The organism is Reyranella aquatilis, assembly GCF_020880995.1.
GTDB classification, from domain to species: domain Bacteria; phylum Pseudomonadota; class Alphaproteobacteria; order Reyranellales; family Reyranellaceae; genus Reyranella; species Reyranella aquatilis.
Map to the genome: position 1 here is coordinate 28,688 of NZ_JAJISD010000010.1, position 24,927 is coordinate 53,614.

General features: G+C 66.9%; 27 protein-coding genes. 9 read left to right on the forward strand and 18 right to left on the reverse strand.

What is annotated here, in order from left to right:
* On the forward strand, nucleotides 1–905 hold a 905-nt coding region (locus LJ725_RS21020), incomplete at its 5' end, for a calcium-binding protein (protein ID WP_268990798.1).
* Nucleotides 906–970: 65 nt separating this feature from the next.
* Here the strand turns inward: LJ725_RS21020 and LJ725_RS21025 are convergent.
* The 13 genes from LJ725_RS21025 to LJ725_RS21085 form a co-directional block, all read right to left on the reverse strand.
* Nucleotides 971–2,167, reverse strand: a complete 1,197-nt coding sequence (locus LJ725_RS21025; protein WP_230552792.1) for an acyl-CoA dehydrogenase family protein — start codon at nucleotides 2,165–2,167, stop codon at nucleotides 971–973.
* A 114-nt stretch (nucleotides 2,168–2,281) separates the two neighbouring features.
* The gene (locus tag LJ725_RS21030) at nucleotides 2,282–3,241 is read right to left on the reverse strand and encodes a tripartite tricarboxylate transporter substrate-binding protein (protein WP_230552794.1); all 960 of its coding nucleotides are present in this window, start codon (nucleotides 3,239–3,241) and stop codon (nucleotides 2,282–2,284) included.
* Between the two features lie 57 nt (nucleotides 3,242–3,298).
* Entirely contained in the window at nucleotides 3,299–4,162 is an 864-nt protein-coding gene (locus LJ725_RS21035) for a TauD/TfdA dioxygenase family protein (protein WP_230552795.1), read from the reverse strand.
* Between the two features lie 101 nt (nucleotides 4,163–4,263).
* Complete coding sequence (locus tag LJ725_RS21040) at nucleotides 4,264–5,223, reverse strand: OmpA family protein (RefSeq protein WP_230552796.1); 960 nt, start codon at nucleotides 5,221–5,223, stop codon at nucleotides 4,264–4,266.
* Between the two features lie 165 nt (nucleotides 5,224–5,388).
* Entirely contained in the window at nucleotides 5,389–6,171 is a 783-nt protein-coding gene (locus tag LJ725_RS21045) for a 3-hydroxybutyrate dehydrogenase (RefSeq protein ID WP_216959018.1), read from the reverse strand.
* 24 nt (nucleotides 6,172–6,195) lie between these two features.
* On the reverse strand, nucleotides 6,196–6,951 hold the full coding sequence (locus LJ725_RS21050) for an acetoacetate decarboxylase (protein WP_230552797.1): 756 nt from the start codon (nucleotides 6,949–6,951) through the stop codon (nucleotides 6,196–6,198).
* Nucleotides 6,948–8,102, reverse strand: coding sequence for a patatin-like phospholipase family protein (locus LJ725_RS21055; RefSeq protein ID WP_230553103.1), 1,155 nt, complete (start codon nucleotides 8,100–8,102; stop codon nucleotides 6,948–6,950). Before LJ725_RS21055 ends, LJ725_RS21050 begins: the two co-directional genes overlap by 4 nt.
* Nucleotides 8,103–8,248: 146 nt before the next feature.
* Nucleotides 8,249–9,385: a nucleotidyltransferase domain-containing protein gene (locus tag LJ725_RS21060; protein WP_230552798.1), complete on the reverse strand. Its 1,137-nt coding sequence runs from the start codon at nucleotides 9,383–9,385 to the stop codon at nucleotides 8,249–8,251.
* Between the two features lie 34 nt (nucleotides 9,386–9,419).
* Nucleotides 9,420–9,635, reverse strand: coding sequence for a hypothetical protein (locus LJ725_RS21065; protein WP_230552799.1), 216 nt, complete (start codon nucleotides 9,633–9,635; stop codon nucleotides 9,420–9,422).
* A gap of 14 nt (nucleotides 9,636–9,649) precedes the next feature.
* Complete coding sequence (locus LJ725_RS21070) at nucleotides 9,650–10,030, reverse strand: PqqD family protein (RefSeq protein WP_230552800.1); 381 nt, start codon at nucleotides 10,028–10,030, stop codon at nucleotides 9,650–9,652.
* Nucleotides 10,024–11,772, reverse strand: a complete 1,749-nt coding sequence (locus LJ725_RS21075) for an asparagine synthase-related protein (protein ID WP_230552801.1) — start codon at nucleotides 11,770–11,772, stop codon at nucleotides 10,024–10,026. The genes LJ725_RS21070 and LJ725_RS21075 overlap by 7 nt, the downstream gene beginning before the upstream one ends.
* A gap of 1 nt (nucleotide 11,773) precedes the next feature.
* Nucleotides 11,774–12,202: a lasso peptide biosynthesis B2 protein gene (locus tag LJ725_RS21080; RefSeq protein ID WP_230552802.1), complete on the reverse strand. Its 429-nt coding sequence runs from the start codon at nucleotides 12,200–12,202 to the stop codon at nucleotides 11,774–11,776.
* A complete protein-coding gene (locus LJ725_RS21085; RefSeq protein ID WP_230552804.1) occupies nucleotides 12,199–13,140 on the reverse strand; it encodes an HPr kinase/phosphorylase in 942 nt (313 codons plus the stop codon). Before LJ725_RS21085 ends, LJ725_RS21080 begins: the two co-directional genes overlap by 4 nt.
* Before the next feature lie 134 nt (nucleotides 13,141–13,274).
* Here LJ725_RS21085 and LJ725_RS21090 point away from each other — a divergent pair, with 134 nt between their 5' ends.
* Together LJ725_RS21090 and LJ725_RS21095 are read left to right on the forward strand one after the other, a co-directional pair.
* Nucleotides 13,275–14,063 (forward strand): phytanoyl-CoA dioxygenase family protein, encoded by a 789-nt coding sequence (locus LJ725_RS21090; protein ID WP_230552805.1) that lies wholly within the window; start codon nucleotides 13,275–13,277, stop codon nucleotides 14,061–14,063.
* Nucleotides 14,063–15,058, forward strand: a complete 996-nt coding sequence (locus tag LJ725_RS21095; RefSeq protein ID WP_230552808.1) for a phytanoyl-CoA dioxygenase family protein — start codon at nucleotides 14,063–14,065, stop codon at nucleotides 15,056–15,058. Before LJ725_RS21090 ends, LJ725_RS21095 begins: the two co-directional genes overlap by 1 nt.
* Here LJ725_RS21095 and LJ725_RS21100 read toward each other — a convergent pair.
* From LJ725_RS21100 to LJ725_RS21110, 3 genes are all read right to left on the reverse strand, one after another.
* Nucleotides 14,977–15,936, reverse strand: a complete 960-nt coding sequence (locus LJ725_RS21100; RefSeq protein ID WP_230552810.1) for a hypothetical protein — start codon at nucleotides 15,934–15,936, stop codon at nucleotides 14,977–14,979. The genes LJ725_RS21095 and LJ725_RS21100 overlap by 82 nt on opposite strands.
* Nucleotides 15,933–17,645: an ATP-binding cassette domain-containing protein gene (locus tag LJ725_RS21105; protein WP_230552811.1), complete on the reverse strand. Its 1,713-nt coding sequence runs from the start codon at nucleotides 17,643–17,645 to the stop codon at nucleotides 15,933–15,935. Before LJ725_RS21105 ends, LJ725_RS21100 begins: the two co-directional genes overlap by 4 nt.
* 73 nt (nucleotides 17,646–17,718) lie before the next feature.
* Nucleotides 17,719–18,837 carry an LLM class flavin-dependent oxidoreductase gene (locus LJ725_RS21110; RefSeq protein WP_230552813.1) on the reverse strand — a complete coding sequence of 373 codons (1,119 nt, stop codon included), beginning with the start codon at nucleotides 18,835–18,837 and terminating at the stop codon, nucleotides 17,719–17,721.
* Between the two features lie 77 nt (nucleotides 18,838–18,914).
* On the opposite strand from LJ725_RS21110, the gene LJ725_RS21115 reads away from it, so the two are divergent.
* The 4 genes from LJ725_RS21115 to LJ725_RS21130 are packed head-to-tail and all read left to right on the forward strand — an operon-like array spanning nucleotide 18,915 to nucleotide 22,680.
* Entirely contained in the window at nucleotides 18,915–19,604 is a 690-nt protein-coding gene (locus LJ725_RS21115; protein ID WP_230552814.1) for a LolA family protein, read from the forward strand.
* A gap of 43 nt (nucleotides 19,605–19,647) precedes the next feature.
* Nucleotides 19,648–20,184, forward strand: coding sequence for a GNAT family N-acetyltransferase (locus LJ725_RS21120; RefSeq protein ID WP_230552816.1), 537 nt, complete (start codon nucleotides 19,648–19,650; stop codon nucleotides 20,182–20,184).
* A 13-nt stretch (nucleotides 20,185–20,197) separates the two neighbouring features.
* The gene (locus tag LJ725_RS21125; protein WP_230552817.1) at nucleotides 20,198–21,733 is read left to right on the forward strand and encodes a class I adenylate-forming enzyme family protein; all 1,536 of its coding nucleotides are present in this window, start codon (nucleotides 20,198–20,200) and stop codon (nucleotides 21,731–21,733) included.
* Complete coding sequence (locus LJ725_RS21130) at nucleotides 21,733–22,680, forward strand: DMT family transporter (RefSeq protein WP_230552819.1); 948 nt, start codon at nucleotides 21,733–21,735, stop codon at nucleotides 22,678–22,680. The genes LJ725_RS21125 and LJ725_RS21130 overlap by 1 nt, the downstream gene beginning before the upstream one ends.
* Here the strand turns inward: LJ725_RS21130 and LJ725_RS21135 are convergent.
* The gene (locus tag LJ725_RS21135) at nucleotides 22,628–23,005 is read right to left on the reverse strand and encodes a YkvA family protein (RefSeq protein WP_230552821.1); all 378 of its coding nucleotides are present in this window, start codon (nucleotides 23,003–23,005) and stop codon (nucleotides 22,628–22,630) included. The two genes, LJ725_RS21130 and LJ725_RS21135, sit on opposite strands and share 53 nt — an antisense overlap.
* Before the next feature lie 93 nt (nucleotides 23,006–23,098).
* Between LJ725_RS21135 and LJ725_RS21140 the strand changes: the two genes are divergently transcribed.
* Both LJ725_RS21140 and LJ725_RS21145 read left to right on the forward strand, forming a co-directional pair.
* Nucleotides 23,099–23,860, forward strand: a complete 762-nt coding sequence (locus tag LJ725_RS21140) for an SDR family NAD(P)-dependent oxidoreductase (protein WP_230552823.1) — start codon at nucleotides 23,099–23,101, stop codon at nucleotides 23,858–23,860.
* Nucleotides 23,861–23,879: 19 nt separating this feature from the next.
* Complete coding sequence (locus tag LJ725_RS21145; protein WP_230552825.1) at nucleotides 23,880–24,248, forward strand: hypothetical protein; 369 nt, start codon at nucleotides 23,880–23,882, stop codon at nucleotides 24,246–24,248.
* Nucleotides 24,249–24,263: 15 nt separating this feature from the next.
* Here LJ725_RS21145 and LJ725_RS21150 read toward each other — a convergent pair whose 3' ends face one another.
* Nucleotides 24,264–24,875 (reverse strand): hypothetical protein, encoded by a 612-nt coding sequence (locus LJ725_RS21150; protein WP_230552826.1) that lies wholly within the window; start codon nucleotides 24,873–24,875, stop codon nucleotides 24,264–24,266.
* Nucleotides 24,876–24,927 lie beyond the last annotated feature (52 nt).

Below are 24,927 nucleotides of genomic sequence, written 5' to 3' on the forward strand. Positions count from 1 at the left end.
GGATCTATGGTGCCGCCGGCAACGACACGCTATCAGGCGACCACGGAAGCGACCGCCTCTATGGCGAAGAGGGCAACGACACGCTGTCCGGCGGAGGTGGTGCCGATCACCTGTTCGGCGATGACGGCAACGACACGCTGACGGGCGGCGGTGGAAACGACCGGCTCGTGGGTGGCACCGGGGCGGACGCGATGAGCGGCGGGCTCGGCAACGACGTCTACTACGTCGACGACGCTGGCGACGTGGTGACCGAGGTGGCCGGCGAGGGCATCGATTCAATTTATACCAGCGTCAACCTGACCCTGACCGCGGGCCAGGAGATCGAGTCCCTGTGGGCGAATGCCGGCGCCACCGGCCTCGTTCTCGGCGGCAACGATTTTAACAACCGGATCTATGGTGCCGCCGGCAACGACACGCTATCAGGCGACCACGGAAGCGACCGCCTCTATGGCGAAGAGGGCAACGACACGCTGTCCGGCGGAGGTGGTGCCGATCACCTGTTCGGCGATGGCGGCAACGATACGCTGAACGGCGGCCATGGCAACGACAGGCTCAACGGCGGCACCGGGATGGACCAGCTCACCGGCGGCGCCGAAAGAGACACGTTCATTTTCAACGCCCCGCTCGACGGCGCGACGAACGTGGATACGATCATGGATTACGTGGTTGCCGACGACTCCATCTATCTTCACCAGACCTACTTCGACGGGCTGGCCATGGGCAAACTGCGTGCTTCGGCATTCGCGCTCGACAGCGCCACCGGCTCGGCCGCGCAGATCGTGTATGACACGACGACCGGTGCGCTATCCTACGACAGCAACGGCGCCCTCGCGGGCGGTGCGACGCAGTTTGCCATAATTCACGGCGCGCCGACCCTCAGTGCGAACGAGTTCCTGATCGTCTGAGGACGGGCGAGCCCGCTGATTGCCCGTCCCGATCATGCCCGGCGCAGGAGCGCGCCGGCACCGCCTCAGATGTTCTGGAGCTTGTTCTCGACACCCAGGATGTGTCGCCCGACCATCTCGACATGGCCCATCATGCCCTGCAGGTGCTGACTGGCGCTCATGGCGTCGCGAAAGCGCCGCTCGAACGGGGCGCTGTCCAGGATCGCCGTCGTTCCCGCCGCACGATAGGCGGCGATCGCCACGTCGCTCGCCTCGTTCATGCCGTGCGTCGTGGCCAGCCGCAGCCGCATCCGCCGGTCGATATCGAGCGTGCCCGTCGAGGCTGCGTCGTAATTCGCACGAACCTCGGCATGCAGGAAGGCGCGGGCGGCCGAGAGGCGGGCGTCGAGCAGGGCGATCTCGCGCTGGATGGCATTGTTGGACGCCATGGAATTGATCGATGCGCGGCTGTGCTTGCCGCGCGCCAGGTCGACATAGGCCTCGAGCAGACGCCGCGCCAGGCCGATGGTGACGCTGCAGAAGCCGCTGGCATAGAGGAGCGTCGAGCCGATCGTGTAGATCGGCCCGGTCTCACGCCGTTCCTGCAGCGCGTCGCGCGCCGGCGCCATCGCGTCGGGAACGAAGAGATTCTCCACCGTGTAGGTGTCGCTGCCGGTGCCGCGCAGGCCGAGCACGAACCAGTCGTCGACGATCCGTGCCTCGCTGCGCCGGAACACGAAACTGCGGTCGTCGGGCCGGCCGTAGCGCAGGTGCGGCGTGCCGTCGGGGTTCTGCACGGCGCTGTGCGCGCCCATCCAGGTCGAATGGCGTCCACCGCTGGCGAAACTCCAGGTGCCGGTCAACCGGTAGCCGCCCTCGACGCGGATCGCCCTGCTGGCGCCGTGGCGCGCGCCCCAGGCGAGGCCCACGCCCGGGCTGCCGAAGGTGGCGAGCGCCGCTTCGTGCGGCATGGCGGCGGCCGAGGTCGCGGAGGAAACGTTTGACTGGTTGACGAACCAGGCGGTGCTGGCGTCGGCCCAGGCGATCGCCTCAACGGCCTCGCAAAAATCGATCAGCGGCAACTCCTGTCCGCCGAGGCTGCGCGGCAGCAGTAGGCGCAGCATGTCCTGGGCGATCAGCGCCTCCACGACGTCCGGCGTGAGTTCGCGGCGACGGTCGATCTCGGGGCCATCCCGGTCGAGCAGCGGCTGCAGGGCCCGCGCCCGCTCGGGAGCGCTGAGGGTCGGAGCGTTGAGAATAGGGGCCGACTGAACGCTGTCCATGGAAGTCCTCGGGCGATGCCTGTTCCCGCAATACTGGGCCGGATTGGCGGTCCGTCAATCCGGCCAGTCACGAATGCGACTACCCAGCGAAAGAGCCTCGCCAGGCCGAGTCCGCTAGCGGCCGAGGCCCGAGGCGACGCGGCGGTCGCGCGCGATCGCGGCGACGACGGCGGAAGGACCGTCGAACTGCATCGGGATGGCGGCGAGCCGGGCCTGGGTCTGCAGCGCCCTGTCGTCGCGCAATCCGAGCAGCGCCGAGGTCAACCGGCTCGCTACCGCGGGTGCGGTCTTTGCGGGCGCGAACAGGGCGAAGCTGATCGTGTAGGCGACCTTGGGATCACCCACCAGTTCGGCAAGGGTCGGGACGTCCGGAAGCTGCGGCGAACGGTTGGCCCCCGAGGTGGCTAGGACGCGCAGTCTGGTGCGGTTGCGCGCGTTGTGGAGCAGCGCGGACCGCGTATCCATCACCGCGAGATCGGCGCGACGGGTCAGCAGCATGTCGATCGCCGCCGTGCTGCCGCTCACGTCGATGGGCTGAAACGACAGGTTCATCCGGCGCTCGGCGAGAGACAGCAGCAGGCCAATGGTCGAATCGGATCCGGTGGTTGCAGCCCTCAGCCGGTCGGCCTTCGCGGCGGCGACCAGGCCGGTCCAGTCCCGGATGTCTGAGAACTCGTTGACGACCAGTGCCGTCGAGAAGCCGCGCGTGATCTTGGCGATCGGCTGCAGCCGCGACAGCAGCGGCTCGGGCGGTGTCTCGAGCAACACGAGACTCAGGATCTCGGCGATCAGCAGCAGGCGGCCGTCCGGCTCCGCCCCGATCACTTCGAGGGCCGCGCGGCGGCCGCCTTCGCCGAGCGTGTAGTCGAACTCGACCGGTTCCTTGAGAGCGGCGGAAAAGCCATCCTGGATGAGCTGGGCGCAAAGATCGGTCGGGTTGCCGACGCCTAGTCCACAAATCAGCCGGATGGCCGTCGTGGCGGCGGTCGCCTCTCGGCTGCCCGGCCCTGCGGCGGCGAGGGCGGTGGCCAGTGCGGCGGACCATCGAAGCAGGTCGCGGCGGGTCTGTCTCATTCTGGGTCGATGGTACAGGCGGTGCACCCGGCCGAGAAGCAGGTCGGCGGACCGAGCCTAGTCGGCCACGGCGGATTCGCTGGCCGGATCGCCGGCGATGCGGCTGTGCCACATGATGCGCCTCTGGGTCATGTCCCAGGGTGTCGCCTGATGCAGCAGGCAGCGGTTGTCCCACACCACCACGTCGCCCGGCGCCCAGTCGTGATGGTAGGTGCGCGGCGGCTGGCAGGCGAAGTCGATCAGCGCCTGGAGGAAGGCCTCGGACTCGTCGGGCGCCATTCCGGGCACGGCGTGGGCATGCCGACCGATCAGCAGCGACTTGCGACCGGTCTCGGGGTGCGTCTTCACCAGCGGGCGCAGCGGCGCCGGCCCGTCGTGCAGGCCGTAGCCGCTATATTCGCCGTCGGCCTTCTTCGTCTGGTGGCCGAGCTTCGACTGGCTGTAGTGCAGCGAGTGACGGGCCTGCATCGTCTCGATGCGCGCCTTCAGCGCCTCGTCCAGCGCGTCGTAGGCCGCACGCATGTCGGCGAAGCCGGTCTGGCCACCGATCGTCGGTACGATCTCGGCGCTGAACACGGCGCCCTTGGCCTGGATGGGCATATAGGTGCTGTCGGCGTGCCAGCCCATGTTGCCCTTGAGGATCTTCATCATGTCGTCGTTGTCGCTTTCGACCCGCAGGCTGCCGTCCGGGCGCACGTTGCTGATCGCGGCCATCTCGAACTCGAGCGGCCCGAATCGGCGGGCAAAGGCGATCTGCTCATGCCGCTCGAGGTGCTGGCCGGGGAAGACGAGAAGAGCGTAGCGGAGCCAGGCGGCGTGCAGATCCCGCCACCCGGCGTCGTCGAGTTCGGCGAGCCTCACGCCCGTGACGACGGCGCCGAAGGTGGCGTCGAGCGGAGCAATGTCGAAGGCGTGCGTCATGCCTGTCCCTCCCGATCGTTTCAAGAAGTCTAGCGAGTCGCGGCCAAAAGAAAACGGCCGGGGGATGCCCGGCCGTTCCCTTGTTCCGAAGCGACCCGGTCTTACTGGATCACGATCTCGACGCGACGGTTCTGCGGCTCGCGGACGTTCGGGCCGGTCTGCACCAGCAGGCCCTGCTCGCCACGGCCGACGACGGCAATGTTGGTCGCCGGCACGCCCTCGCGGACCAGCGCGTCCTTGACCGCGTTGGCGCGCCGCAGCGACAGCGCCATGTTGTAGGCCTCGGTGCCCGACGTGTCGGTGTGACCGGTCGCGGTGATGCGGGCGTTGCCCTTCTGCTTATAGGCCGAAGCGGCCTGGCGGATGGTGGTCAGCGCCTGTTCGCTCAGGTTCGCGCGATCCCAGTCGAAGAACACCATGAACGACGGCGGGGCGACGGTCTGTGCCGCCGGCGGCGGCGGCGGGGCGGCGGCGGGCTGGCCGAACTTGTACGCCACGCTCAGCATCGTCGTGATGTTGTTGTTCTGGTACCAGCCGGGATTGGTCGTGCCGTAGTAGCGGCCGTCCAGGTTCACGCGGAAGTTCTGGTCGACGTTCCAGCCGAGACCGATGATGCCCTGATAGGCGAACTGCGTGCTGCAGAGCGAGCAGCCGTTGATCGAGGCATCGGCGAAGGCGATACCGGCACCCGCACCGATATATGGCGTGATGGTTGCACCCGGGACGAAGTCGTAGAGCAGGTTGGCCATGATGGCGAGCTGCTCGATACGGCCGCTGGTGTTGCTGAAGATGTTGCCGAAGTTGGCGGTGCCGCGGCCGTTGTTGGAGCGGAAGACGCCTTCCAGCTCGATCCTGGGACCGACGAAGTCGTAACCGACGAAGCCGCCGGCGGCGAAGCCGAGGTCCATGTTGTAGTTGTTGTTGTTGAGCAGCCAGTTCAGGCCGCCTTCACCACCGATGTAGATACCGGGGTTGGACGGGCCGGGACTCCACATCGACTGCGCGTTGGCGGCCATGGGGACAGCCATCAATGCTGCAGCAGCGAGAAGCGCCTTTTTCATCTTCAATAATCCCTCGTTGGGTGACCGCGTCCGGGGCTGACGGACGCATGCCTCACCAACGAGGGTTGCGTGGATCAAGTTGCCGTTCCCGGGGAACCCGACGGCACTCGCCCAGCGACCGTGGCCGCAGGGCAACAGTTCGGCAGGTTCACTGCACGAACATGGTCACTGCATGAACCAGCCGTGGCTGACCACGGCGGACTGGCCGCTGTGCACCGTGCTCTTGGCCGCGGCATAGAAGAGAACGGCGTCGGCCACGTCGTCGGTCGTGGTGAACTGGCCGTCGATCGTGTCCTTCAGCATGACGTTCTTGATCACCTGCTCTTCGGTGATCTTCAGTTCCGCCGCCTGCTCGGGGATCTGCTTCTCGACCAGCGGCGTGCGCACGAAGCCCGGGCACACGACGTTGGACGCCACGTTGTACTCCGCGCCTTCCTTGGCCAGCACCTTGCTGAGGCCGATGAGGCCGTGCTTGGCGGTGACGTAGGGCGCCTTGAGCTTGGAGGCTTCCTTGGAATGCACGGAGCCCATGTAGATCACGCGGCCGTACTTGGCCTTGTACATGTGCTTCAGGCACGCCTTGGTGGTGAGGAAAGCGCCGTCGAGGTGGATCGACAGCAGCTTCTTCCAGTCGGCGAAGGGGAAGTCGACCAGCGGCTTCACGATCTGGATGCCGGCGTTGCTCACCAGGATGTCGATCTTGCCGTACTTGGCGATGGTGTCGGCGACGCCCTTCTCGACCTGGGCCTCGTCAGTCACGTTCATGGCGACGGCGAAGGCGTCGCCGCCCTTGGCCTTGATCTCGTTCGCGGTCGCGGTTGCGGCATCGAGATTGAGGTCGGCGATGACCGGCGTGCCGCCCTCGGCCGCGAGACGCAGCGCGATTTCCTTGCCGATGCCCGAGGCGGCGCCGGTGACGATGGCAATTCTTCCCGTGAAACGCGACATGGCTTGATCCTTCTCTGTCCCTGATTACTTCGCGAGATAGTCGAACACGACTTCACCGAGGCCCAGCGTGAGGTCGGTGACGTAATGGCTGGCCGAGACGACCTCGCGTACCGGCAGGCGCGAGACGTCGCACATCGCATGATCGAATAGCTGGAGCGCCGCCGGCCCGGTCCAGGCGCCCTTCAGCGTGACGTCCTCGCAGTAGTAGCGCACGAGTTCGCAGATGCGCGGCGTGCAGTCGACGTGCGGGACGATCTTGATCATGAAGGCGGGCTTGGCCAGCGCCTTGATCAGCGGCGCGTGGTCGAGTTCGCGGTGCTTGTAGCCCATGGTGGCGTTGACGCAGAGCACCGAACCATAGTGCAGGGTGCAGACCAGCGTCTCGTTCTCGTGGCTGATCTTCGGCGTGGCGAGCTTCTTGGGGAAACCCCAGATTTCGCGACCCCCGGCGATCGGCGAATTGTCGTCGAGGTACATGGCGTGCACGTAGCCGCCTTCCTGCACGGTGCCGTCCTTGTCCTTGAAGCGCACCGGAATCACCTGTCCGGTCTCGGTATAGTCCCCGAAGCCCGTCGAGTCGGGCATGCGGATGAACTCGTAGTTCACCGTGTCGCCGACCACCTCCAGCGGCTCCGGCACCACGGCGCGCAGCAGCTCGGGATCGGTGCGGTACGTGATGACGACGAATTCGCGGTTGTAGAACTTGTACGGCGGCTTCGGATAGCTCGGATTGTTGAGCGGCATCGCGAAGGCGTTCTTGCGGACGTCGTCGATTTTCATTTCTGCGGCTCCTTGCGGCCCTGCAGGGCCAGGTCGAAGGTGAACACGCCGTCCGGGCTCTCCGGACGCTGCAAGACTTCTGGATGTTCGAGCGTGCGGGTCATGTCGGAGTAACCCGACTCCCAATGCTCCTCCATCGTCCGCCGCGAGAACTCGTAGTCCTTCGAGGAGCCCTCGTATTTCCGCGCGTGATAGATCGTGTGGATGATGTTGTAGACCTTGCTGTCGGCTTCCTTCGCGACCAGCTCGGCCTCTGGGCTCTGCCGCAGCTCCGGCGGCATGTCGGCCAGGATCTTGGCCATGGCGCGGCGCAACGCCTGTATCTGCCGGAACTGATCCGTGCCGGCACGCGTGCGGCTGGAATAGCGGATGTCCTTCATGCGCGTGTCGACCTCGACCATGTCGCGCGGCAGGTCGCCCCGCGCGCTCCACAGGTCGATCTGGAAGGCGAGGGTGTCGGCACGCGGGCGGGCGTCCAGCACCCATTGCAATGGCGTGTTGGAGACGACGCCGCCGTCCCAGTAGAACTCGCCGTCCACCTCGGCCGCGGGAAAGCCCGGAGGCAGGGAGCCGCTCGCCATGACGTGCTGCGGGCCGATCGTGTGCGTGTCGTTGTCGAAATAGATGAAGTTGCCGGTCCTGACGTTGGTGGCGCCGACGCTGAAGCGCATTTCCCTGGCATTGATCCGGTCGAAGTCGACCAGCCGTTCGAGCAGGGCCTTGAGGGGCGTCACGTCGTAGTAGGCGAGGTTGCCCGGATTGCCGGCGGGCAGGAAGATCGGCGGCGGGAAACGGGGCTTGAAGAATTCCGGGGCGCCCCACATCAGCGTTGCAAAGGAGCGTATCTGGTTCACCACCTGATGGTGCATGTCGCTGGTGAACTCGAAGCCCTTCATGACGGGCAGACCCAGGGGCGGCTGGGTCACGGTCTCCCAGAAGGCACGCAGCTTCTCGACCCGCGTCTCGGGCGGATTGCCGGCGATCAGCGCCGAATTGATGGCGCCGATCGAGATGCCGGCCACCCAGTCGGGATGCAGGTTGGCCTCGGCCAGCGCCTGGTAGACGCCGGCTTGGTAGGAGCCCAGGGCGCCGCCGCCCTGCAGCAGGAGCGCGATCCGTTCGAAAGGAGGGCGGGTGACTGACGTATTGATCGCGCAATCTCCTCTGAGGGCCCCGGCGGGACGACGCTTTCTGGCGCGCCGTCTGGACCGGAGCAATGACGTTTCCGCAATTTCCGGACCGAAGCCTAATCGGTCGCGGTTCTAGCCGTGTGAAAGGGGGCGGCCCTTGCGCTGTGTCAAGCCCGGCCGAGAACGGCCCTGAAGGCGAGCCGGCACGGGCGAGTCACATAGTAGGCACCCCAGAGCGCGGGCGGCAGCTGCAGGGCCGCATGGTCGCCGGCCGTCGGCGTGAAGGTCAGCTTGAGCCTGGCGGCGGTCCGGTCGATCCACCGGTCGCACAGGAGGAGATCGGTGAAGTGATCGATCCCGCGCGGCGCGTAGGCAGGGTCCCGCAGGGAGGCGGCCACCGCGGCGGTCCGTCGGCGCACCCGGTCGCTGCCCGCGACGAAGTCCCCCAATGCCTCGGGAATGGGTACCTCAAGCAGGGTTTGGGCCACCGAGCAGGCCAGCAGGACCGCCTCTCCGCAGCGACGTTCCCGGGCGCGCCGATACAGCTCTTCCCAGTCCAGATCGGGGTGCCGGTCGACCAGCCGGGCGAAGTCGCTCACCCATTTCAGCATCGTCCAGCCTTCTTTCGTGCCGTGCCCGGCCAGCAGGAGAGCCAGGTTGGGCGTCGACAGGACCGGCACGGTGCGGTTGCCGACCGTCAATGGAATCGCACTCTCCCAGGCGTCGGCCGCCGCCAGCGGGAAGGGAACGTGGGAACCGCTGAAGGCCCAATGCAGGTCGATCGCTGTGTGGGCCTCGTCGCGCACGAAGGCGTATTGCCGCTGCGGCGAGAGGAACATCCGACGGAACGTCCGGTCTCCCTGCGGGCTCCGATAGTCCATCGACAGGATGGCGTCTTCCGCGACGTCCACCTGTTCCGGGGGAACGATCAGGTCGAGGTCGTTGTATTCGCGCCCCGCAAGGTCGCCATAGAGGGCAAGGGAGAGCGTCGGGCCCTTGAAGGCGACGAAGCGGATGGATCGCCCGGCCAGGTCGGCAGCGAGCTGGGCCAGATCGCCCGCGAGCGTGAGGGTCCGCGCCAGATGATACTGGCGAAATCGCTCGAGTTCGGCCCTCTCGGCGGCCGGCATCGAGCCCCATGAAACCTTGCCAAGGCAATCGAGAAGGGCTGGCCGGACGCCATGGGACGCGGCCAGCGTGACGAGAGCGGCGTAGTCTACGCCGTCTCCGAGCGATTGCCGGAAGCGTTCCAGGTTGGGGCGTGGCCGCGCCACCTCCCGAAGAACTTCGAATTCCGCCGTCACCACTTGGCCGGCGGCGTCAACGCGAATGTCCCGTTCAGGGGGAGCAATGCCCGGACAGTCCGTTCACGCCACCGCGCCCGGTGTACCGACTCTTGCGGCCGTCGCGATTGCCTCGCGCGAAGAAGATCGTCATCGTGACGTCGCGCAGGGCGCCCAGCTTGGTGAAGACGGGCGGATCGTAGGGCTTCTTGGCCGCGTCCGGCGCAGGCTCTGTGCCCTCGTCGCCGTTCTGCGTCGATTTCTCGACCATTGATCGTCCTTCCATCAACGGCGGTCTTCTTGAAGAGTCGCCTCCACGAGGCCTTCCGCCTCGAGGCTTGCAAGGATTTTCTCGATATCGGCCTTGCAGACGGATTCCGATACATCAAATTCGGCCATCACGGAACTGCACAGGTCCGCGACGGACTTGGGCTGTTCCAGCGCGTCCCAGATATGGACGCCCACCCCCTGCAAGCCAAAGTAGATCGCACGATCCAGGTCCAAAATCGCGACCTCGTCATTGATCTTGCAGGAAACCTGACGTGTCGTTTTTCTGTAGATGCCGGACGACCCGTTCATACCTGCGACCCGAGAAATGCCAGCGCCAAACCTAACAACAGTTTCTTTGCCGGGCAAATGCAATAAACCTTTGATTTGGCCTAACATTGGCACTTTTCGGCGAGCCAGTCATCGAGGGCATAGACCCCGAGCGACAAGGCCAGATCGGGGTCCTGTGCGGCAAGAATCGGCAGCGAGGCGGGATCCACGAAGCGTCCAACTCCATGCCCCTCGGGCAGCGACGGCAGGCCGGTGGCCCGCATGGTGGCGATCTCCGGATAGCATCCGAGCGGTGTCTTCTCTCGGGCCAGCACTGCCCTGGGGAGACGGCCCCGCATGGAAGTGCGGATCAGGCGCTTCTTCCAGCCCCAGGGAACGGGCGGCACCGCCAGCATGAATTCCAGGACGCGCAGGTCGAGAAAGGGGTAGCGCCATTCGAAGCCCGCCAGTGATTCCTCGAAGGCATGATCGTCGAAGTAGCTCTGCCACGCCGGGCTGGTGAAAGAATCGAAGGCCAACGGGTGCCAGGGATGGGACGAGTCGCCCCCGAGACCCAGCGCTTTCTGGCGTTCCGCAAGGTTCAGCTTCTTTGCGAAATCCTCCCGCAGCCACGGTGGCAAGACGTCAAAAGGCTCCAGCTCGGGGACGTGTCTCATCCCGGTACGACGCGCCAGCGTCTGGCGCCAGCCGGAGAAACCCTTGGCGAAGCCGTACTGGAGGACCGTCTGCGACAGCTTCAGCCACGAACGCCGACGCCAGAGCCAACCGAGATAGGCATTCCGCTCGAGTGTGAGGGCGTTGTCGGGCCCTTCGCCGTCGAGCCAGACCGGCGAAAGCGCGGCCATCTCGCGCCCGACCTGCTGCATGTTGTGCGCGTTGAGCCGCGCGACCGTCGGCTCGGCGGTGCGGAGACTGCGGGATCGCCATTGCGGATCGTGGGCGATGTCGTCGGCGGGCCGGATGCGCAGTTCGATGCCGAGGTGCCGGGCGGCCAGGGTGGCGTAGTGGTCCTCGCGTATGTGCATCAGCCGCTCGTAGTGCTCGCATTCGGCAACGATGCGGGAAGGATTGCCCGTGACCTCGACGGCGGTGGCTGCAAGCGTCGTGGAATCAACGCCGCCGCTCATGGCGATCCCGACCTTGCCGGCGGGCAGCCGGTCGCTCACAGCACGCGACAGCAGCTCGCGAAAGCGCTCGTGGTAGGCGGCGGCCCTGGGGAGATAGAGCGGTTCGGCGAGATCGAGCTTCCAGTAACGGCGGAGCGACAGCCCCCCGTCGTCGAGCCTCAATCGGTGCCCGGGGGGCACCCGCTTGATGTCACGATAGATCGTGCGCTCGAACTCGCGCGAGACGCCGAGGGTGAGGAAGTCCGCAATCCAGTACTCGTCGAGCGGCCGGCCTGCCTCCCATGCCGCGAGCCAGTCGAGAGAATCGCTGACCAACCAGGCCTGCTGGGTCTTCGTCTGGAAGAGGGCTCGCACGCCCAGCCGGTCGCGCACCGCCAACAGGCGCTGGCGTTCTTCGTCCCAGAGGGCAAAGGCGAAGTCGCCGGCGATGTAGTCGGTGAAGGCCTCGCCCCATCTGGCATAGGCTTCCAGGCAAAGGCCGGCGTCCGATGTGTTTGCCGAAAGGCTGCCGAGGCGCGTGCGCAGTTCGTCCCGTGCGTCGAGGCGAATGCGTCCGGTGAGCCACAGGCGGTCTCCCAGCGACGCGTGAACGCCGCCCTGTGCGCAGAGGAGAGCGACACGCCCGGAGCGGCCGACGGGCGTTGGTTTCGCCGCCCCCTGGCTGCCCACCGATCGCGGGATGTCGGGCAGTTGACGGCCGATCCCGAGAATCGCCGCGAACAAGTCAGCCCGCCGAGCCGTACGGCTCGCGCGCTTCCCAGGCGGTGAGCCGCGTGTAGCGCTCGTGCTCTTCCTCGCCGATCACGACGTTGCCGTCGTGAACCAGCCAGGCATGGGCGATGAAGACCGATGCCTCGCGCGCGACGCCGATATGAATTTGCGACCGGTGCCCGTTCGAGGACAGCATGCGCTGCAACGACAAGGCCGAGCTGAGGCAGGTGGTGCCCGGCACGCGGCGGGCCGCCGCGCGTACCGCCCAGATGATGCGATCGGCGGGACGCCTGCCCGGCCGGACATGGCCCGTCCAGTTGCGCAATCGGTCGATCGATACGACGTGCAGCGCGCCGCGCACGCACGCCAGCATGAGACTCGCCTCCATCAGCAGCCACCGGTCGCTGCCCTTCAGCGCAAGGAAGGCGGCCAGCGATTTCATACGCCGATGGCCCGCCGGATTTCACGGGCCACGCCGTCCAGCGCTGCAACGGTCCGCGGATAGCGCAACGCGTGCACCGGCAGCAGGTCAGCAACGCGGGCGGCGAAGCGGATCTGCCGCTCCATGCGGCTGCTCTTGGCGTAACGCGTGTCCATCGCGGAGGAAAGCAGCGTGCGGGCCAGCTCGAGACCGCTCAGCTGCCGGCTCGAAACCGTTGCAGCCTGCTCGTCGGGCGAGCCTATGTGGAACAGGGCGGCGAGCGGCGCGGACCCGCGATGACGGCGCGAGTCCCTGCGGGGGCGAACCATGATCTTCCCGCTCAACGCATTGAAGTGCCCGTCGGTCATGGCATCGGGCAGGAAGCTGGTGGCGGGCCCTTCGAGAAGCTTTAGGCGGTAGGGGCCGGGATGGGCAAGCATTGCCCCGTCGATGAACTCGACGCGCAGCATGTCGTCGGTGATCAGGTCGGCGCCGCGGCTGATCAGATAGGCGGCGAGGGTCGACTTGCCCGCGCCGCTCTCGCCGAGGAGTCCGACCGCCCGACCGCCCATGTCGAGAACAGTGGCGTGAAGCGCTTCCTCGCCCTGCAGCGTGAGCGAGGCGCTGACCACGAAGTTCAGGAGATTGGCCTCGAGGGCTCTCTGCTCGACGTCGCTCAGTTTGCGGCAGGTTGCGGTCCGGCCGTCCGCCGAGATCATGGCTTCGAAGACCTCGCTCGCCTTCAGGTAGACACGCCCGTCGTCCAACACGGCATGCTCGATCCAGTCCTCGGGATCGCCGGGGGCGGGCCGGGCCACGGCGGCGAAGTAATCCGGCGATCCCGTCAGGATCGTGATGTCGGCGGGGCGGTCGTCCGCGGCCGCGTCATGCACCGACGTCAGCGCCAACTCGCTCTCGATCACGAGGCCGTAGACGAGATAGCGGTGACGGGCGTTCATGAGCACTCCTGCCGGCAGCCCGGGATGGACAGCCTGCACTCTCATAGCAGAATGCCTTGACTTCCTCGATTGTTGGGACAGTTTAGTCGCACACATACCACCGCACCGGCAGGGCAGGGTAACAGGCGACGCGCATGAATCGTTTCGATTTTAAGGGCGTTTCGACCGAGGATCTCGCGCAGTCGAAGCTGATCGAAGCCGCATTCGAGGGTTTCACGCGTCACGGCTACGTGATCCTCGACAACGTCGTGCCGCCGGAAACCATCCGCGCGCTTCATGTGGAGTTTTTCCAGAACTACAAGGATCAGATTCGCGACCAGGAGGCGGCCGACTCGCTCGAAGTGGGCGCCCGCCGTTTCATGATCCCGCTGCGGTTCTCCGGCGGCCTCGGCGCGCCGGGCATATTCGCCAACCCCTACGTGCTGGCACTCGTGCGCACGATCCTCGACAAGGCAGCGATCATCGACGCCTTCGGTGCGATCCTGTCGCTGAGCGGTGCCGAGGATCAGCACATCCATCACGACGGGCCGATCCTGTTCAGCTCGGAGATTTCGCGCCTGTTGCCCGCTTACGCGCTGACGTTCGGCCTGCCCCTCATCGAGATGAACGAGCTGTCGGGAACCACGGCAATCTGGCCGGGCAGCCATCGTCGCGGAAAACACGAGGACCAGGAGCCGTTGCGTCCCGTCATCCCCGTCGGTTCCTGCATGTTGTGGGACTATCGCACCTTCCACAGCGGCACCCCCAACCGCTCCGACCAGGTACGGCCTATGGTCTATGCGACCTACGCGCGCCGCTGGTACCAGGATCCGGTCAACTTCCGGAAGGAAACCCTGCAGCGGCTGGTTTTCGAGCCGGACTTCCTGACGGACCTGCCCGACGATCTGCGCCCCTTGTTTGCCCATGCGCGATCGGCCGGGTGATGCGCGCCTCGCCGCAGCAGCTCGCGTTGGCCGCAGAGGCGCTTCTCAAAGAGTCCGAACTTCCGCCCGAGGCGATGCAGAGGCGCTTTGAAGAGGCATTGGATCCCGACCGGTGGCGCCAGCTCGTGCCTTTCGGATCCATCGGCGAGGAACAGCGGGTGGGCGATGAGGCGGCGCAGCTCTGCGAGGAGGATTCGGCGCGTGAAGAACGCCGCCTCGCCCGGGATGGCTATTTCAGGCTGCACGGTGTTTTCGATCCCGGCCGGATCTCCCGGATGCGGCGCATCGTCGAGGCGGTGCGCGCCGACGGCTGGCCCGTGGCCTTCGCTTTCGTCTTCGACGATTTCTGGACCATCGCGCGTTCGCCTGCCGTCGCTGCCTTTCTCGAGCGCACGGTCGGCGAGGGCTATTTCCAGAACACGGTGGTCTGGGCGCACTGGGTGTGGGGTGGACGAGGCGCGGCCGGGTGGAGCCCGCACGACGACTACCGTGACAGCGGCGAGACGTTCCTGTCTCTCTGGATCCCGCTGTCGGATGCCACTGTCGACAATGGCTGCATGTTCCTGCTGCCCGCCGCCGCGTCGCGAGAAGTCTCTACCGCGGTGGAAGAACAGCGGGACCTGGCGCCCAGGGCGTTCCGCCGCCTGTTGCAGGAGGTGATTGCCTTGCCGGTTCCGGCGGGCTCGCTGATCGGCTGGAGGGGCGACCTCGTCCATTGGGGTGGCGCCAATGCCGGCGGGGTCGAGCCACGTCTCAGTCTGGCCCTCGAGTTCAGGTCACGCGACGCCAAGGCGTCCCGCTTCGAAAGCCCGCTGATCGATCCGCGCGCTTCCCTGCCGCCGTTCAGGCTGCGCCTTTTCGCGATCGTGAAGGCGCTGCGCGAGTACACCAAGTTCGAGCCGGTGCTGGCCCGCTACCTGCCGCTCGCCGAGCGGATCTTCGCCGAAACGGCGGACGCCAGCGCAGCCGTGTCGAAGGCACCGCCGGCGTCGTAGGTCAGCCATCCCGGCTGCGAGGCAAACGATCCGTCTGCCAGGACGACACCGTCGCACAGCAGGCCCGTCACGTGACTGAAGGTGCCGCGCGTCGTCACCAGCAGGTCGGAGTCGATCATCTCGCGCATGCTCCAGAGTGGGTCGGCGTCGATGAACAGACAGTCGTCCGGCAAGTCGAGCGCGCGAAACTCCGAGCGGTCGCCCTGCGAGAAGACACGCAGCGTGTACGCCAGCCCCAATTCGCCGAGACCGCGGCGCAGTTGCGCAACGACCGCGGCCACGCACGCCATGTCGGTCGAATCCTCGGCGTGGAAGTCATGACGGTTCCGGCGGCGTACATGAATGCAGACGCTCGGAAGCGGCTGCACGGTGCGCGGCTTGTCCAGCCTGTACTTGCGCCGGAACTCGCCGACGAGCGCCTGTTCGAACGGCCTCTCGTCGTCGCTGACGCCGAACAGGGCCTGAAGGACGGGAAAGGTGAACGCGAAGTTGACGGCATCGCGCGTGTCGGTCGTTTCACCGGCGCCGAGGTTGAACTGCGCTTCCCAGGCGGCGGCCCACTCGGGCATCGGCCGGTCGGCGTGATGCAGTTCGCGGAACGGCGTGTGGCAGTAGGTGAGGCCGTGGGCACGGGCAAACCGGATGGCCCGCATGGTGAGCAACGCCTGCGATCCCGCGCCCTCGAGTGTCGAGCAGCGGCAGGTGATCCTCGCGATCCGGGGCCCACCCAGGAGTTGCCGCACATACTGCCGGTACAGGACGTCGGTGTCGGTGTAGCGATGCGGGCGGCCAAGCACGCCTTTCACGACGTGCTTCGCCGCGCTTCGCAGGTAGCGCAACGACCCGGCGGCGAGAAAGCGGAAGGCCGTGCCGTTCATCCCAGCCTGCCGTCGAGCAGCTCCCCATCGACCAGCCTGCCACCGGCCAGCGCCACGTGACGGTCGGGGGCCGCGATGGCGTGGGGCCGGTGGGTCACGAGCAGGATCGTGCAGCGTCCCCTTAGGCCGGCGATCGTCTCGAGGATGCGCTCCTCGTTGTCGGCGTCGAGGGCGCTGGCCGGTTCGTCGAGGAGGATCAGGCGCGGCGCGCGCAACAGCAGGCGCGCGAGCGCCAATCGCTGACGCTCGCCGCCCGAGAGGCTGGCGCCGCGGTCACCCACGACCGTGTCGAGTCCCTGCGGCAACGCGGCGATCAACCCGGAGAGGCCGGCCAGGCGGAGAGCTTCGAGCATCGCCTCGTCGGAGGCGCCGGGGCTGGACCAGGCGAGGTTCTCCCGGATCGAGGCGTGGAAGAGGAAGGCCTCCTGCGCCATCGTGCCGACCGAACGCCGCCAGGCCGGTGCGATCTCCGGCGTCAGTTCCCGCCCGTCGATCAGGATGCGTCCCGATTGCGGCGCCAGCAGGCCGGCCAGCAGGTCGAGGATGGTGCTCTTGCCTGCCCCGGATGCGCCCGACAGCACGGTGAGGGAGCCCGCGGGCAGCGAGAGATCGATGCCCCGCAGCACCTCCGGATGATCGCCGCCGTAGCCGAAGCGGACATCCTCCAAGCTGATCTCCCGCTCGAAGGCGATGGGCGGCGCATCCGGGGCCGCCGCGGGATCAGCCGCGGCCTCGCACGCCTCGATTGCAGCAGCGACGGACCGGTAGGCCGGCGATGCGTGGACGAACTGCTGGCTGAGTTCCTGCACGCTCTGCAGCATCGGCAGCAGCCGCTGGAAGACGAGGATCAGGACCAGCAGGTCGGCGAGCGGCAGCTTCGCCCACACGGCTGCCAGCCACAGGAAGCCTGCCAGCGCCACGGCGACGACGCAGTCGAGGAGCAGGCGGGTGTTGGCCTGCAGGCGCGCGGCCGCGAGATCGGCGCCCTCGGCCCCGCGCGCGGCGGCCTCGAAAGCCGCGACATGCTGCGTCTCGGCGCCATAGGCCTTGGTGAGCTTGAGGGCCTGCAGGAACTCGGTGATCTCGCGGCTCACCCGCAGATTGGCTTGTGAGGAGAGTTCGCCGAGGCGCCGGCTTTCCGTCAGCCGGTGACGCATCAGCCAGGCGAGCGCCGCGCCGAACGCGAGCGCCAGCGCTGTGAAGCCCGGCGCGATGGCGAAGGCGACGACGAAGTGCGCGGCCAGGATGGACAGTCGCGCCGGCGTGTCGAGCAGCAGGTGGGTCGCGTACTCGACGCGATCGATCTCGGTCGAGAAGAGGGCGTGGAAATCGGCCGCCCGCTGGCGGCGAAGATGGGACCACGACGCATGGGCGATCGCGGCATAGGCGCGAACCCTAAGCGCCACCGCGAAGTCGAAGGAGAGCTCCGCCGTCGCGATCTGCCGGGCGCGCGAGACCAGGGCCCGCAGCAGCACCACGGCGAGGAACAGCAGCAGCAGCGCCGGCAGCGAACGCGGCAGTAGCGCGTAGAGGCCGGCTGCCGGCCCGGCCTCGGTGGCGCCCAGCGAGTTCAGCAGGGGCACGAGAAGCGCGAGGCCGATGCCATCGGTGGCGCCGGCCAGCATCACCAGCAGGGTCAGAAGCGCGAGTCGGCGGACTCCGGCCTGTCCGCTGCGCAGGCGCCAGGCCGCCTTGAGGTCAGCCAGCATTCAGTTCGGCCGGCCGGGCCGGTATCGCATCCATGCCGCATCGTAGCAGGCGCCGCGGGCTCGCGCCTGCCTGCTACTCCGCGGCCGCGGCGGCGAAGCGCAGGTCGGGCAGGGGCATGGAGCGGTCGACCGGCGCGCCGGCATCGAACTTCTTCAGTTCGGGCATGACGGTCCGGGCGAACATCGCCATGTTCCGCGCCGCCTCCTCGTGCGGCATGCCGGCATAGGAGAAGACGCCGACATAGCCGCAATTGTTGGTCTGCCTGTGGATCGCCATGATCTTGTCGTGGACCTGCTCGGGGGTGCCGTAGACCTGCAGGTCGGCGAAGAATTCGATCGCCTTCTGGTCGCCATAGACCGCGAGCTTCTCGTTCATCTTGGCGTAGTACTCGTAGCCCCGCTGGTTCTTCATGTGCGCGCCGGCGAACTGGTAGTGGTCGAGTACCGTGCGGTAGTAGCCGCCGATGTATCTGACGGCCATCTCGCGCGCCCGCTCCGCGCTTTCGTCGACGAAGGTCCACCCGGCAGAGATCGGCTGCGGCGCATCGCTGCCGTTGATCTCGCGATAGAGCGCATTGTACTCCGCCAGCTCCTTCTCGACCTCGCGCCACGGCTTCTGCGGGATGATCAGCAGGCCGACGCCGAGCCGCGCCATGATGCGTGCGCTCTCCGGCGAGACGGCGGCGGCGTAGGTGCGGCCGCGGAAGCTCTTGAAGGGGGCGGGACGGATCTCGACTGGCGGCTGCTTGTAGTGCTTGCCCTGGTATTCCATCACGCCGGTCTCGAGGCCCCTGAGCAGCGCCTCGCCGTATTCGACGAACAGTTCGCGGCTGTCGCCCATGTCGAGGCGGAACCCGTCGAACTCGACCTTCCCGGCGCCGCGGCCCAGTCCCAGGATCATGCGGCCGCCGGACAGGTGATCGAGCATGGAGATCTGCTCGGCGACCCGCATCGGATCGTGCCATGGCAGGACCACCACCATCGAGCCCAGCCGGACGTGCTTGGTGCGGCCGGCCATGTAGGACAGGAACTGCACCACGTCGGGACACATCGTGTAGTCGGTGAAATGGTGCTCGACCGACCAGATGGAGTCGAAGCCCAGCGGCTCGGCCATGTCGGCCAGCGCCAGCTCGTTCAGGTAGATCTGGCGGTCGCTCAGCGCCCGGCCGGTGTTCTGGAAGACTGCAGCCATTCCGACATGCATGGCGTTACCTCCTGCTGTTGCCTCCATGGTAAACGGCCGTTCATCTGATTGGGAAGTACCTGCCGATGCTTGATTCCGCCGTATTCGACCGTCATATCCGCGGCATGCGCACGCTGCTCACCGCCCTTTCCGCCGCCGCTCTCCTCACTCTCGGAACGGTTCAGGCTCACGCCCAGGCTCCGGTGCAGCAGGCCCAGGCGCCGGCCTCCAACCCGCAGGTCGCGGAAGTGGAGCGCTACTTCAACAGCATTCGCACGATGCAGGCCCGCTTCGTCCAGTCGAACCCCGGCGGCACGGTCGTGCAGGGTACGCTCTCGGTGAGCCGCCCCGGCCGCATGCGCTTCGAATACGACCCGCCCTCGCAGCTCAAGATCGTGGCCGACGGCAGCCAGGTGACGATGTGGGACATCGCCAACCGCGATTTCGGCCAGTGGCCGATCGGCTGGACGGCCGCGTCGTTCCTGGTACGCGAGCCGATGGTGCTGCAGGGCGGCGACCTGACGGTCGAGAAGGTTGACCGCACGGACGGCATGCTGCAGCTCACCATGAGCCAGACCAAGAAGCCCAACGAAGGCAAGGTCATCGTGCGGCTGAACGAGAACCCGATGGTTCTGCGCGGCTGGAGCATCATCGACAATCGCGGCCAGCGGGTCGACGTGGCCCTGAACGGCCTGCAGACCGGCCTGCCGCTCGCGGCCTCGCTGTTCAAGTTCGACGGGCCGGATGCCGGCCAGATACGGCGCGGCGCGAACTGACGCGCTATAGTCCCCGCCTGAACCGGCGTGGGGATTTGAAGACGTGAGCGGATTGACGGTGAGGGCCTCGACCGAGGCCGACGTGGCGCGCTGCGCCGAAATCTACGGACATCACGTGCTGCACGGCACGGCCTCCTTCGAGGTCGATCCGCCCGACCTCGCCGAGATGAAGAAGCGCCGGGCGGCGGTGCTCGACCTCGGCCTGCCCTACATCGTGGCCGAAAAGGAAGGGCGCGTATTGGGTTACGCCTATGCCGGCCTCTATCGCACCCGCCCGGCCTATCGCTTCACCGTCGAGAACTCGATCTACATCGACAAGGACGCGATCGGGCAGGGCGTCGGAAAGGCACTGCTCGTGCCGCTGATCGACCTCTGCGCCCGCGACGGCCGTCGGCAGATGATCGCGGTGATCGGCGATTCCGCGCACGTGGCCTCGATCAATCTCCACGCCTCCTGCGGCTTCGAAATGGTCGGCACGCTGAAGAGCGTCGGATTCAAATTCGGCCGCTGGCTCGACAGCGTCCTCATGGAGCGGCCGCTGGGGCCGGGCGACACGACGCTGCCCGAAGCCGGAGCATAGGGAGAGGGATGCCATGCGGCTGATCGACTACTTCGACCGTGGTGCCGATCTCTATCCGGAGCGGCATTGCTTGCATGACGGCACGCAGGGCTGGACCTATCGCGAGGTGCGCGGGCAGACGCATCGCGTCGCCAACGGGCTGCTGGCGATGGGTCTCGGGCGCGGCTCGAAGGCCGCCGTCTACAGTCCCAACCATGCGATGGCCTATGCCTGCCTGCTGGGCATCGTGCGCGCCGGCGTCACCTGGGCGCCGGTCAATGCGCGCAACGCGCTGGAGGAGAACCTCTACATCCTGAACAACACCGACGTGGAGGTGCTGTTCTACCATTCGAGCTTCGAGGCCTATCTGCCGCGCATTCGCGAGGCCTGTCCGCGCATCACCGGCTTCATCTGCATCGACACGCCATCCTTCGATGGGTGGCTGGCGGCGCAGAAGGAACTGGCGCCGGACCTGCCCGACGCGCCGGACGACGTGGCCTTCCTCGCGAGTTCGGGCGGCACCACCGGCCGGCCCAAGGGCGTGCAGATCACCAACGGCAACATCGAGACGATGAACTCGATCTTCTGGGCCTGCATGCCTGTGAAGTCGCCGCCGGTCCATCTGATGGTGGCGCCGATGACGCATGCGGCCGGCGTGTGCTCGTTCCCGCTGCTGCCGTTCGGCGGCACCAACATCTTCATGGGCACGGCCGATCCCGGCGGCATTCTGGCCGCAATCGAGAAGCACAAGGTCACGCATGTCTACATGCCACCGACCCTGATCTACATGCTGCTCGCCCATCCCGACGTGGCCAAGTACGACTACAGTTCGCTGCAGCACCTCGTCTATGCCTCGGCGCCGATGTCGGTCGACAAGCTGATCGAGGCGGTGAAGGTGTTCGGTCCTGTGCTGACCCAGACCTACGGCCAGGCCGAGGCCTGCATGATCTGCACCTTCTTCTCGCCGGCCGACCACGTGGCGGCGCTGGAGAGCAACAACCGCCACCGGCTCGCGAGTTGCGGCAAGGTCTCGCCGCTGGTGCGGCTCGAGGTCATGGACGATCACGGCAAGCTGCTGCCGCGCGGCCAGCGCGGCGAGATCGTCGTGCGCGGCAATCTCGTGATGAAGGGCTACTACAACAACGTCGAGGCGACCGCCGAGGCGTCCGCCTTCGGCTGGCACCATACCGGCGACATCGGCGTCATCGACGAGGACGGGTTCGTCTACATCGTCGATCGCAAGAAGGACATGATCATCTCCGGCGGCTTCAACGTCTTCCCGGGCGAGGTCGAGCAGGTGCTGTGGAGCCATCCCGCCGTCCAGGACTGCGCGGTGATCGGCGTGCCCGACGAGAAGTGGGGCGAGGCGGTGAAGGCCGTCGTCGAGCTGAAGCCCGGCATGACGGTGGAGGCCGACGAGCTGATCCGGCTCGCCAAGGAGAAGCTGGGCGGCGTCAAGGCGCCCAAGACGGTGGACTTCGTCGCCACGCTGCCGCGCAGCCCCGTGGGCAAGGTCCTGAAGAAGACGCTGCGCGAGCCTTACTGGGTCGGTCACGAGCGGAAGATCTGATGCGGGACTGGCTGCGGCGCCTGCCGCCCAACGTGCAAGGCGCGCTGTGGCTGGTGAGCGGCGGCTTCATCTTCACCTCGACGGGCGTGATGATCCGCCTGCTGTCCGAGCAGGTCGAAAGCGTCCAGACAGCGTTCTTCCGGGCCGTCATCTCGGTGGTGATGCTGCTGCCGCTGATGCTCTCCGGCCGCGTGAAGCCGTGGCTCAGCCAACGCATCAAGGGGCATTTCTGGCGTACCTTCATGGGCACCACCTCGATGGTGCTGGGTTTCTATGCGATCTCGATGCTGCCGCTGGCCGATGCGACCGCCATCGCCTTTTCCCAGCCGCTCTTCTCCGTGGTCGTGGCGGCGCTGATCGCGAAGGAGAAGGTCCGCTGGCGGCGCTGGACGGCGACCGTCGTGGGCTTCGCCGGCGTGCTGGTGATGGTGCGGCCGGGCGAGGGGAGCCTGCAACTCGGCGCGTTGGTGGCGTTGGCAAATGCCGCCTGCGTGGCGATCTCGATCCTGCTGGTGAAGCGCCTGTCGGATTCGGAGTCGCCGCTGATGATCCTGACGCAGTTCGCCATCTTCTCGACCCTGCTGCTGGCGCCACCAGCGATATGGGTGTGGCGCTGGCCCGATCTCTGGGGCTGGGTTCTGGCGATCGGCATCGCCTCGACCGCGACGGTCGGTCAGTACTTTTGGGTCCAGGCCTTCAAGGCGGGCGAGATGTCGGCGATCGCGCCGTTCGAATACATGCGCCTGCCCTTCGCGGTGTTCATGGGCTGGCTGATGTGGGGCGAGATGCCTGTGGTCTGGACCTATGTCGGTGCCGCCATCGTCATCGCCTCGGCGCTCTACATCGCCCATCGCGAGCACGTGGTCGCGCGCGAGCGTCGCCGCGCGGCGGCGGTCAGCCCGCCGGAGAAGCCCCCCGAGAAGCCTCCGTCTGGCTCTGCTCCTTGAGCAGCCACGCGCGCGCCTGGGCGCGATGCGCCTCGGTGATGTGCATGCGGGCGGCGGTGAAGGCAGCCACCATGATGGCGGCGTCGTCGGTGAAGCCGAGGCCGAGCAGGAGGTCGGGGATGGCGTCGAACGGCAGCACGAAATAGGCCAGTGCCCCGAACAGGGTGGCGCGGATCGGCAGCGGCGTCGCGCTGTCGGTGGCGCAATAGAAGGCTGCGACCGCGTCCTCGGTGAAGGGGACCCGGCCCAGAGTGCGGCGGGCCTTCTCCCAGAAGTTCCGGCGGACGGTCGCCTCGTTCCTCGCCAGATCGGATACGTCGCTCATGCCGGAAGAGGTTGGGTCGGGCACCCGGCTTGGCAAGGGGGATGGAAGTGCTAAAAGCGCCCCACTGCTCGAGAATGGGCACGGAGGACAGCAATGAACGTCAAGGGTCAGGCCGCCATCGTCACGGGCGGCGCTTCGGGATTGGGCGGCGCCACGGCGTCGGCGCTGGCAGCCGCAGGCGCCAAGGTTGCCATCTTCGACCTGCAGGACGAGCTGGGCGAGCAGAAGGCCAGGGAAATCGGCGGCCTCTTCGTGAAGACCAACGTGGCGGACGCCGCCAGCGTCGAGGCCTCGGTGAAGACGGTCGTCGAGAAGCTGGGTACGCCGCGCGTCGTCGTGAACTGCGCCGGCATCGGCCGCTCCGGCCGCACCATCTCCAAGTCCGGCCCGCACGATCTGGCGATGTTCAGCCAGGTCATCCAGGTGAACCTGATCGGCACCTTCAACGTGATCCGCATCGCGGCCTACGCGATGAGCCAGGCCGAACCGCTGGACGGCGGCGAGCGCGGCGTCATCGTCAACACCGCGTCGGTTGCGGCGTTCGACGGCCAGATCGGCCAGGCGGCCTATTCGGCGTCGAAGGGCGGCGTGGTCGGCATGACCCTGCCGATCGCGCGCGACCTCGCGAGCCTCGGCGTGCGCGTCTGCACCATCGCGCCGGGCCTGTTCCTCACCCCGATGATGATGAGCCTCCCCGCGGAAGCGCAGAAGAGCCTCGGCGCGCAGGTGCCGTTCCCCTCGCGTCTCGGCGATCCGAAGGAATATGCGCAGCTTGCCATGAGCATCGTCGAGAACCCGATGCTGAACGGCGAGACGATCCGCCTGGACGGCGCGATCCGCATGGCGCCGAAGTAAGCAGCCGGGGAGCACCCAGATGCGGCTTGCGACATTCCTGGTGACGGTGGCCGGCATGGCCGTCGTCGCCGCGCCGGCGATGGCGGAGTCGCGCTGGCTCGCCTGCAAGGTCACGGACCAGGGCGGTCAGGTGCGAAACTTCAGCGTCGTCTTCGACGATCGACGCAACACGGCGGGTGTCTGGGACGGCACGTCGATGGCCGACGGAACGAACGTCGCGATCACGTTCCAGGCCGTGCGGGCAAGCTTCCCGAACTTCACGATGACGTACAACAGAAACGACGGCGCCTTCTCGATGACGCCGCTCGGTGCCAATTACGGTGGGCTGCTCCATGGCGAATGCCGCCGCAGCCCCCCGCCGCCCGGCGTTCCCGCCGACCGGCGCTGAGGCACTTCGTCCGCGTCAGTAACCCAGGTCGGCCGGCTGCTCGCAGCGCAGGTCGGCCACGCTGTTCTCGGTCGCCTGACGGCCCGGCGTCGTCTGCCCGTTGCAGGTGTAGCGGATGCGAAGGGTCTTGGTGAGGCGATCGGGCATGCCGAAGATGTAGGCCATCGCCGGCACCTGGCAGCGCGTCGAGCCCTCGCCGCAGATCTCGCGGACCTGCTGGGTCACGTCGATGGTCGAAGAGGGCCCACCCCACGAGGCTTCGAGAATGTCGATACGGCGCGGCACGATCGGAGCGGCGCCGACGCAGGCCATGCGGACCTTGAAGGTCGGCGGTGCGACCTCGGCCAGCACGAAGTTCTGCGGCTGACACGTCCAGATGACGGTCAGCTTCTTGTTGAGATCGTAACGGTTGTCGTTATAGGCCGGGCCATTGGCGAACACGTCGCAGGGATAGCCGCCCGGGCACGTGACCATGCTGGTCACGTCGGCGCCCGGTCCGGCCTGCGGCAGCCCCCAATAGGCGCGCTTGATCTGCGCGGTCGACTGCACGACGCGCGAGGCCTGGCTGCACGCCACGACCGTACCCACCACGGCCAATGCAACAAGAACGAGACGACCCCAAGCCATGAAACCCCCGGTATATATCCGCACTGACAGTCCCAATATCCCGAGGGCAAAC

Excerpts from the sequence above, each read along its gene's own strand:
- LJ725_RS21025 (WP_230552792.1), bottom strand. The coding sequence starts at position 2,167 with ATGGACAGCGTTCAGTCGGCCCCTATTCTCAACGCTCCGACCCTCAGC.
- LJ725_RS21030 (WP_230552794.1), bottom strand. The coding sequence starts at position 3,241 with ATGAGACAGACCCGCCGCGACCTGCTTCGATGGTCCGCCGCACTGGCC.
- LJ725_RS21035 (WP_230552795.1), bottom strand. The coding sequence starts at position 4,162 with ATGACGCACGCCTTCGACATTGCTCCGCTCGACGCCACCTTCGGCGCC.
- LJ725_RS21040 (WP_230552796.1), bottom strand. The coding sequence starts at position 5,223 with ATGAAAAAGGCGCTTCTCGCTGCTGCAGCATTGATGGCTGTCCCCATG.
- LJ725_RS21045 (WP_216959018.1), bottom strand. The coding sequence starts at position 6,171 with ATGTCGCGTTTCACGGGAAGAATTGCCATCGTCACCGGCGCCGCCTCG.
- LJ725_RS21050 (WP_230552797.1), bottom strand. The coding sequence starts at position 6,951 with ATGAAAATCGACGACGTCCGCAAGAACGCCTTCGCGATGCCGCTCAAC.
- LJ725_RS21065 (WP_230552799.1), bottom strand. The coding sequence starts at position 9,635 with ATGGTCGAGAAATCGACGCAGAACGGCGACGAGGGCACAGAGCCTGCG.
- LJ725_RS21070 (WP_230552800.1), bottom strand. The coding sequence starts at position 10,030 with ATGTTAGGCCAAATCAAAGGTTTATTGCATTTGCCCGGCAAAGAAACT.
- LJ725_RS21080 (WP_230552802.1), bottom strand. The coding sequence starts at position 12,202 with ATGAAATCGCTGGCCGCCTTCCTTGCGCTGAAGGGCAGCGACCGGTGG.
- LJ725_RS21085 (WP_230552804.1), bottom strand. The coding sequence starts at position 13,140 with ATGAACGCCCGTCACCGCTATCTCGTCTACGGCCTCGTGATCGAGAGC.
- LJ725_RS21090 (WP_230552805.1), top strand. The coding sequence starts at position 13,275 with ATGAATCGTTTCGATTTTAAGGGCGTTTCGACCGAGGATCTCGCGCAG.
- LJ725_RS21095 (WP_230552808.1), top strand. The coding sequence starts at position 14,063 with ATGCGCGCCTCGCCGCAGCAGCTCGCGTTGGCCGCAGAGGCGCTTCTC.
- LJ725_RS21100 (WP_230552810.1), bottom strand. The coding sequence starts at position 15,936 with ATGAACGGCACGGCCTTCCGCTTTCTCGCCGCCGGGTCGTTGCGCTAC.
- LJ725_RS21105 (WP_230552811.1), bottom strand. The coding sequence starts at position 17,645 with ATGCTGGCTGACCTCAAGGCGGCCTGGCGCCTGCGCAGCGGACAGGCC.
- LJ725_RS21110 (WP_230552813.1), bottom strand. The coding sequence starts at position 18,837 with ATGGCTGCAGTCTTCCAGAACACCGGCCGGGCGCTGAGCGACCGCCAG.
- LJ725_RS21115 (WP_230552814.1), top strand. The coding sequence starts at position 18,915 with ATGCTTGATTCCGCCGTATTCGACCGTCATATCCGCGGCATGCGCACG.
- LJ725_RS21125 (WP_230552817.1), top strand. The coding sequence starts at position 20,198 with ATGCGGCTGATCGACTACTTCGACCGTGGTGCCGATCTCTATCCGGAG.
- LJ725_RS21130 (WP_230552819.1), top strand. The coding sequence starts at position 21,733 with ATGCGGGACTGGCTGCGGCGCCTGCCGCCCAACGTGCAAGGCGCGCTG.
- LJ725_RS21135 (WP_230552821.1), bottom strand. The coding sequence starts at position 23,005 with ATGAGCGACGTATCCGATCTGGCGAGGAACGAGGCGACCGTCCGCCGG.
- LJ725_RS21140 (WP_230552823.1), top strand. The coding sequence starts at position 23,099 with ATGAACGTCAAGGGTCAGGCCGCCATCGTCACGGGCGGCGCTTCGGGA.
- LJ725_RS21145 (WP_230552825.1), top strand. The coding sequence starts at position 23,880 with ATGCGGCTTGCGACATTCCTGGTGACGGTGGCCGGCATGGCCGTCGTC.
- LJ725_RS21150 (WP_230552826.1), bottom strand. The coding sequence starts at position 24,875 with ATGGCTTGGGGTCGTCTCGTTCTTGTTGCATTGGCCGTGGTGGGTACG.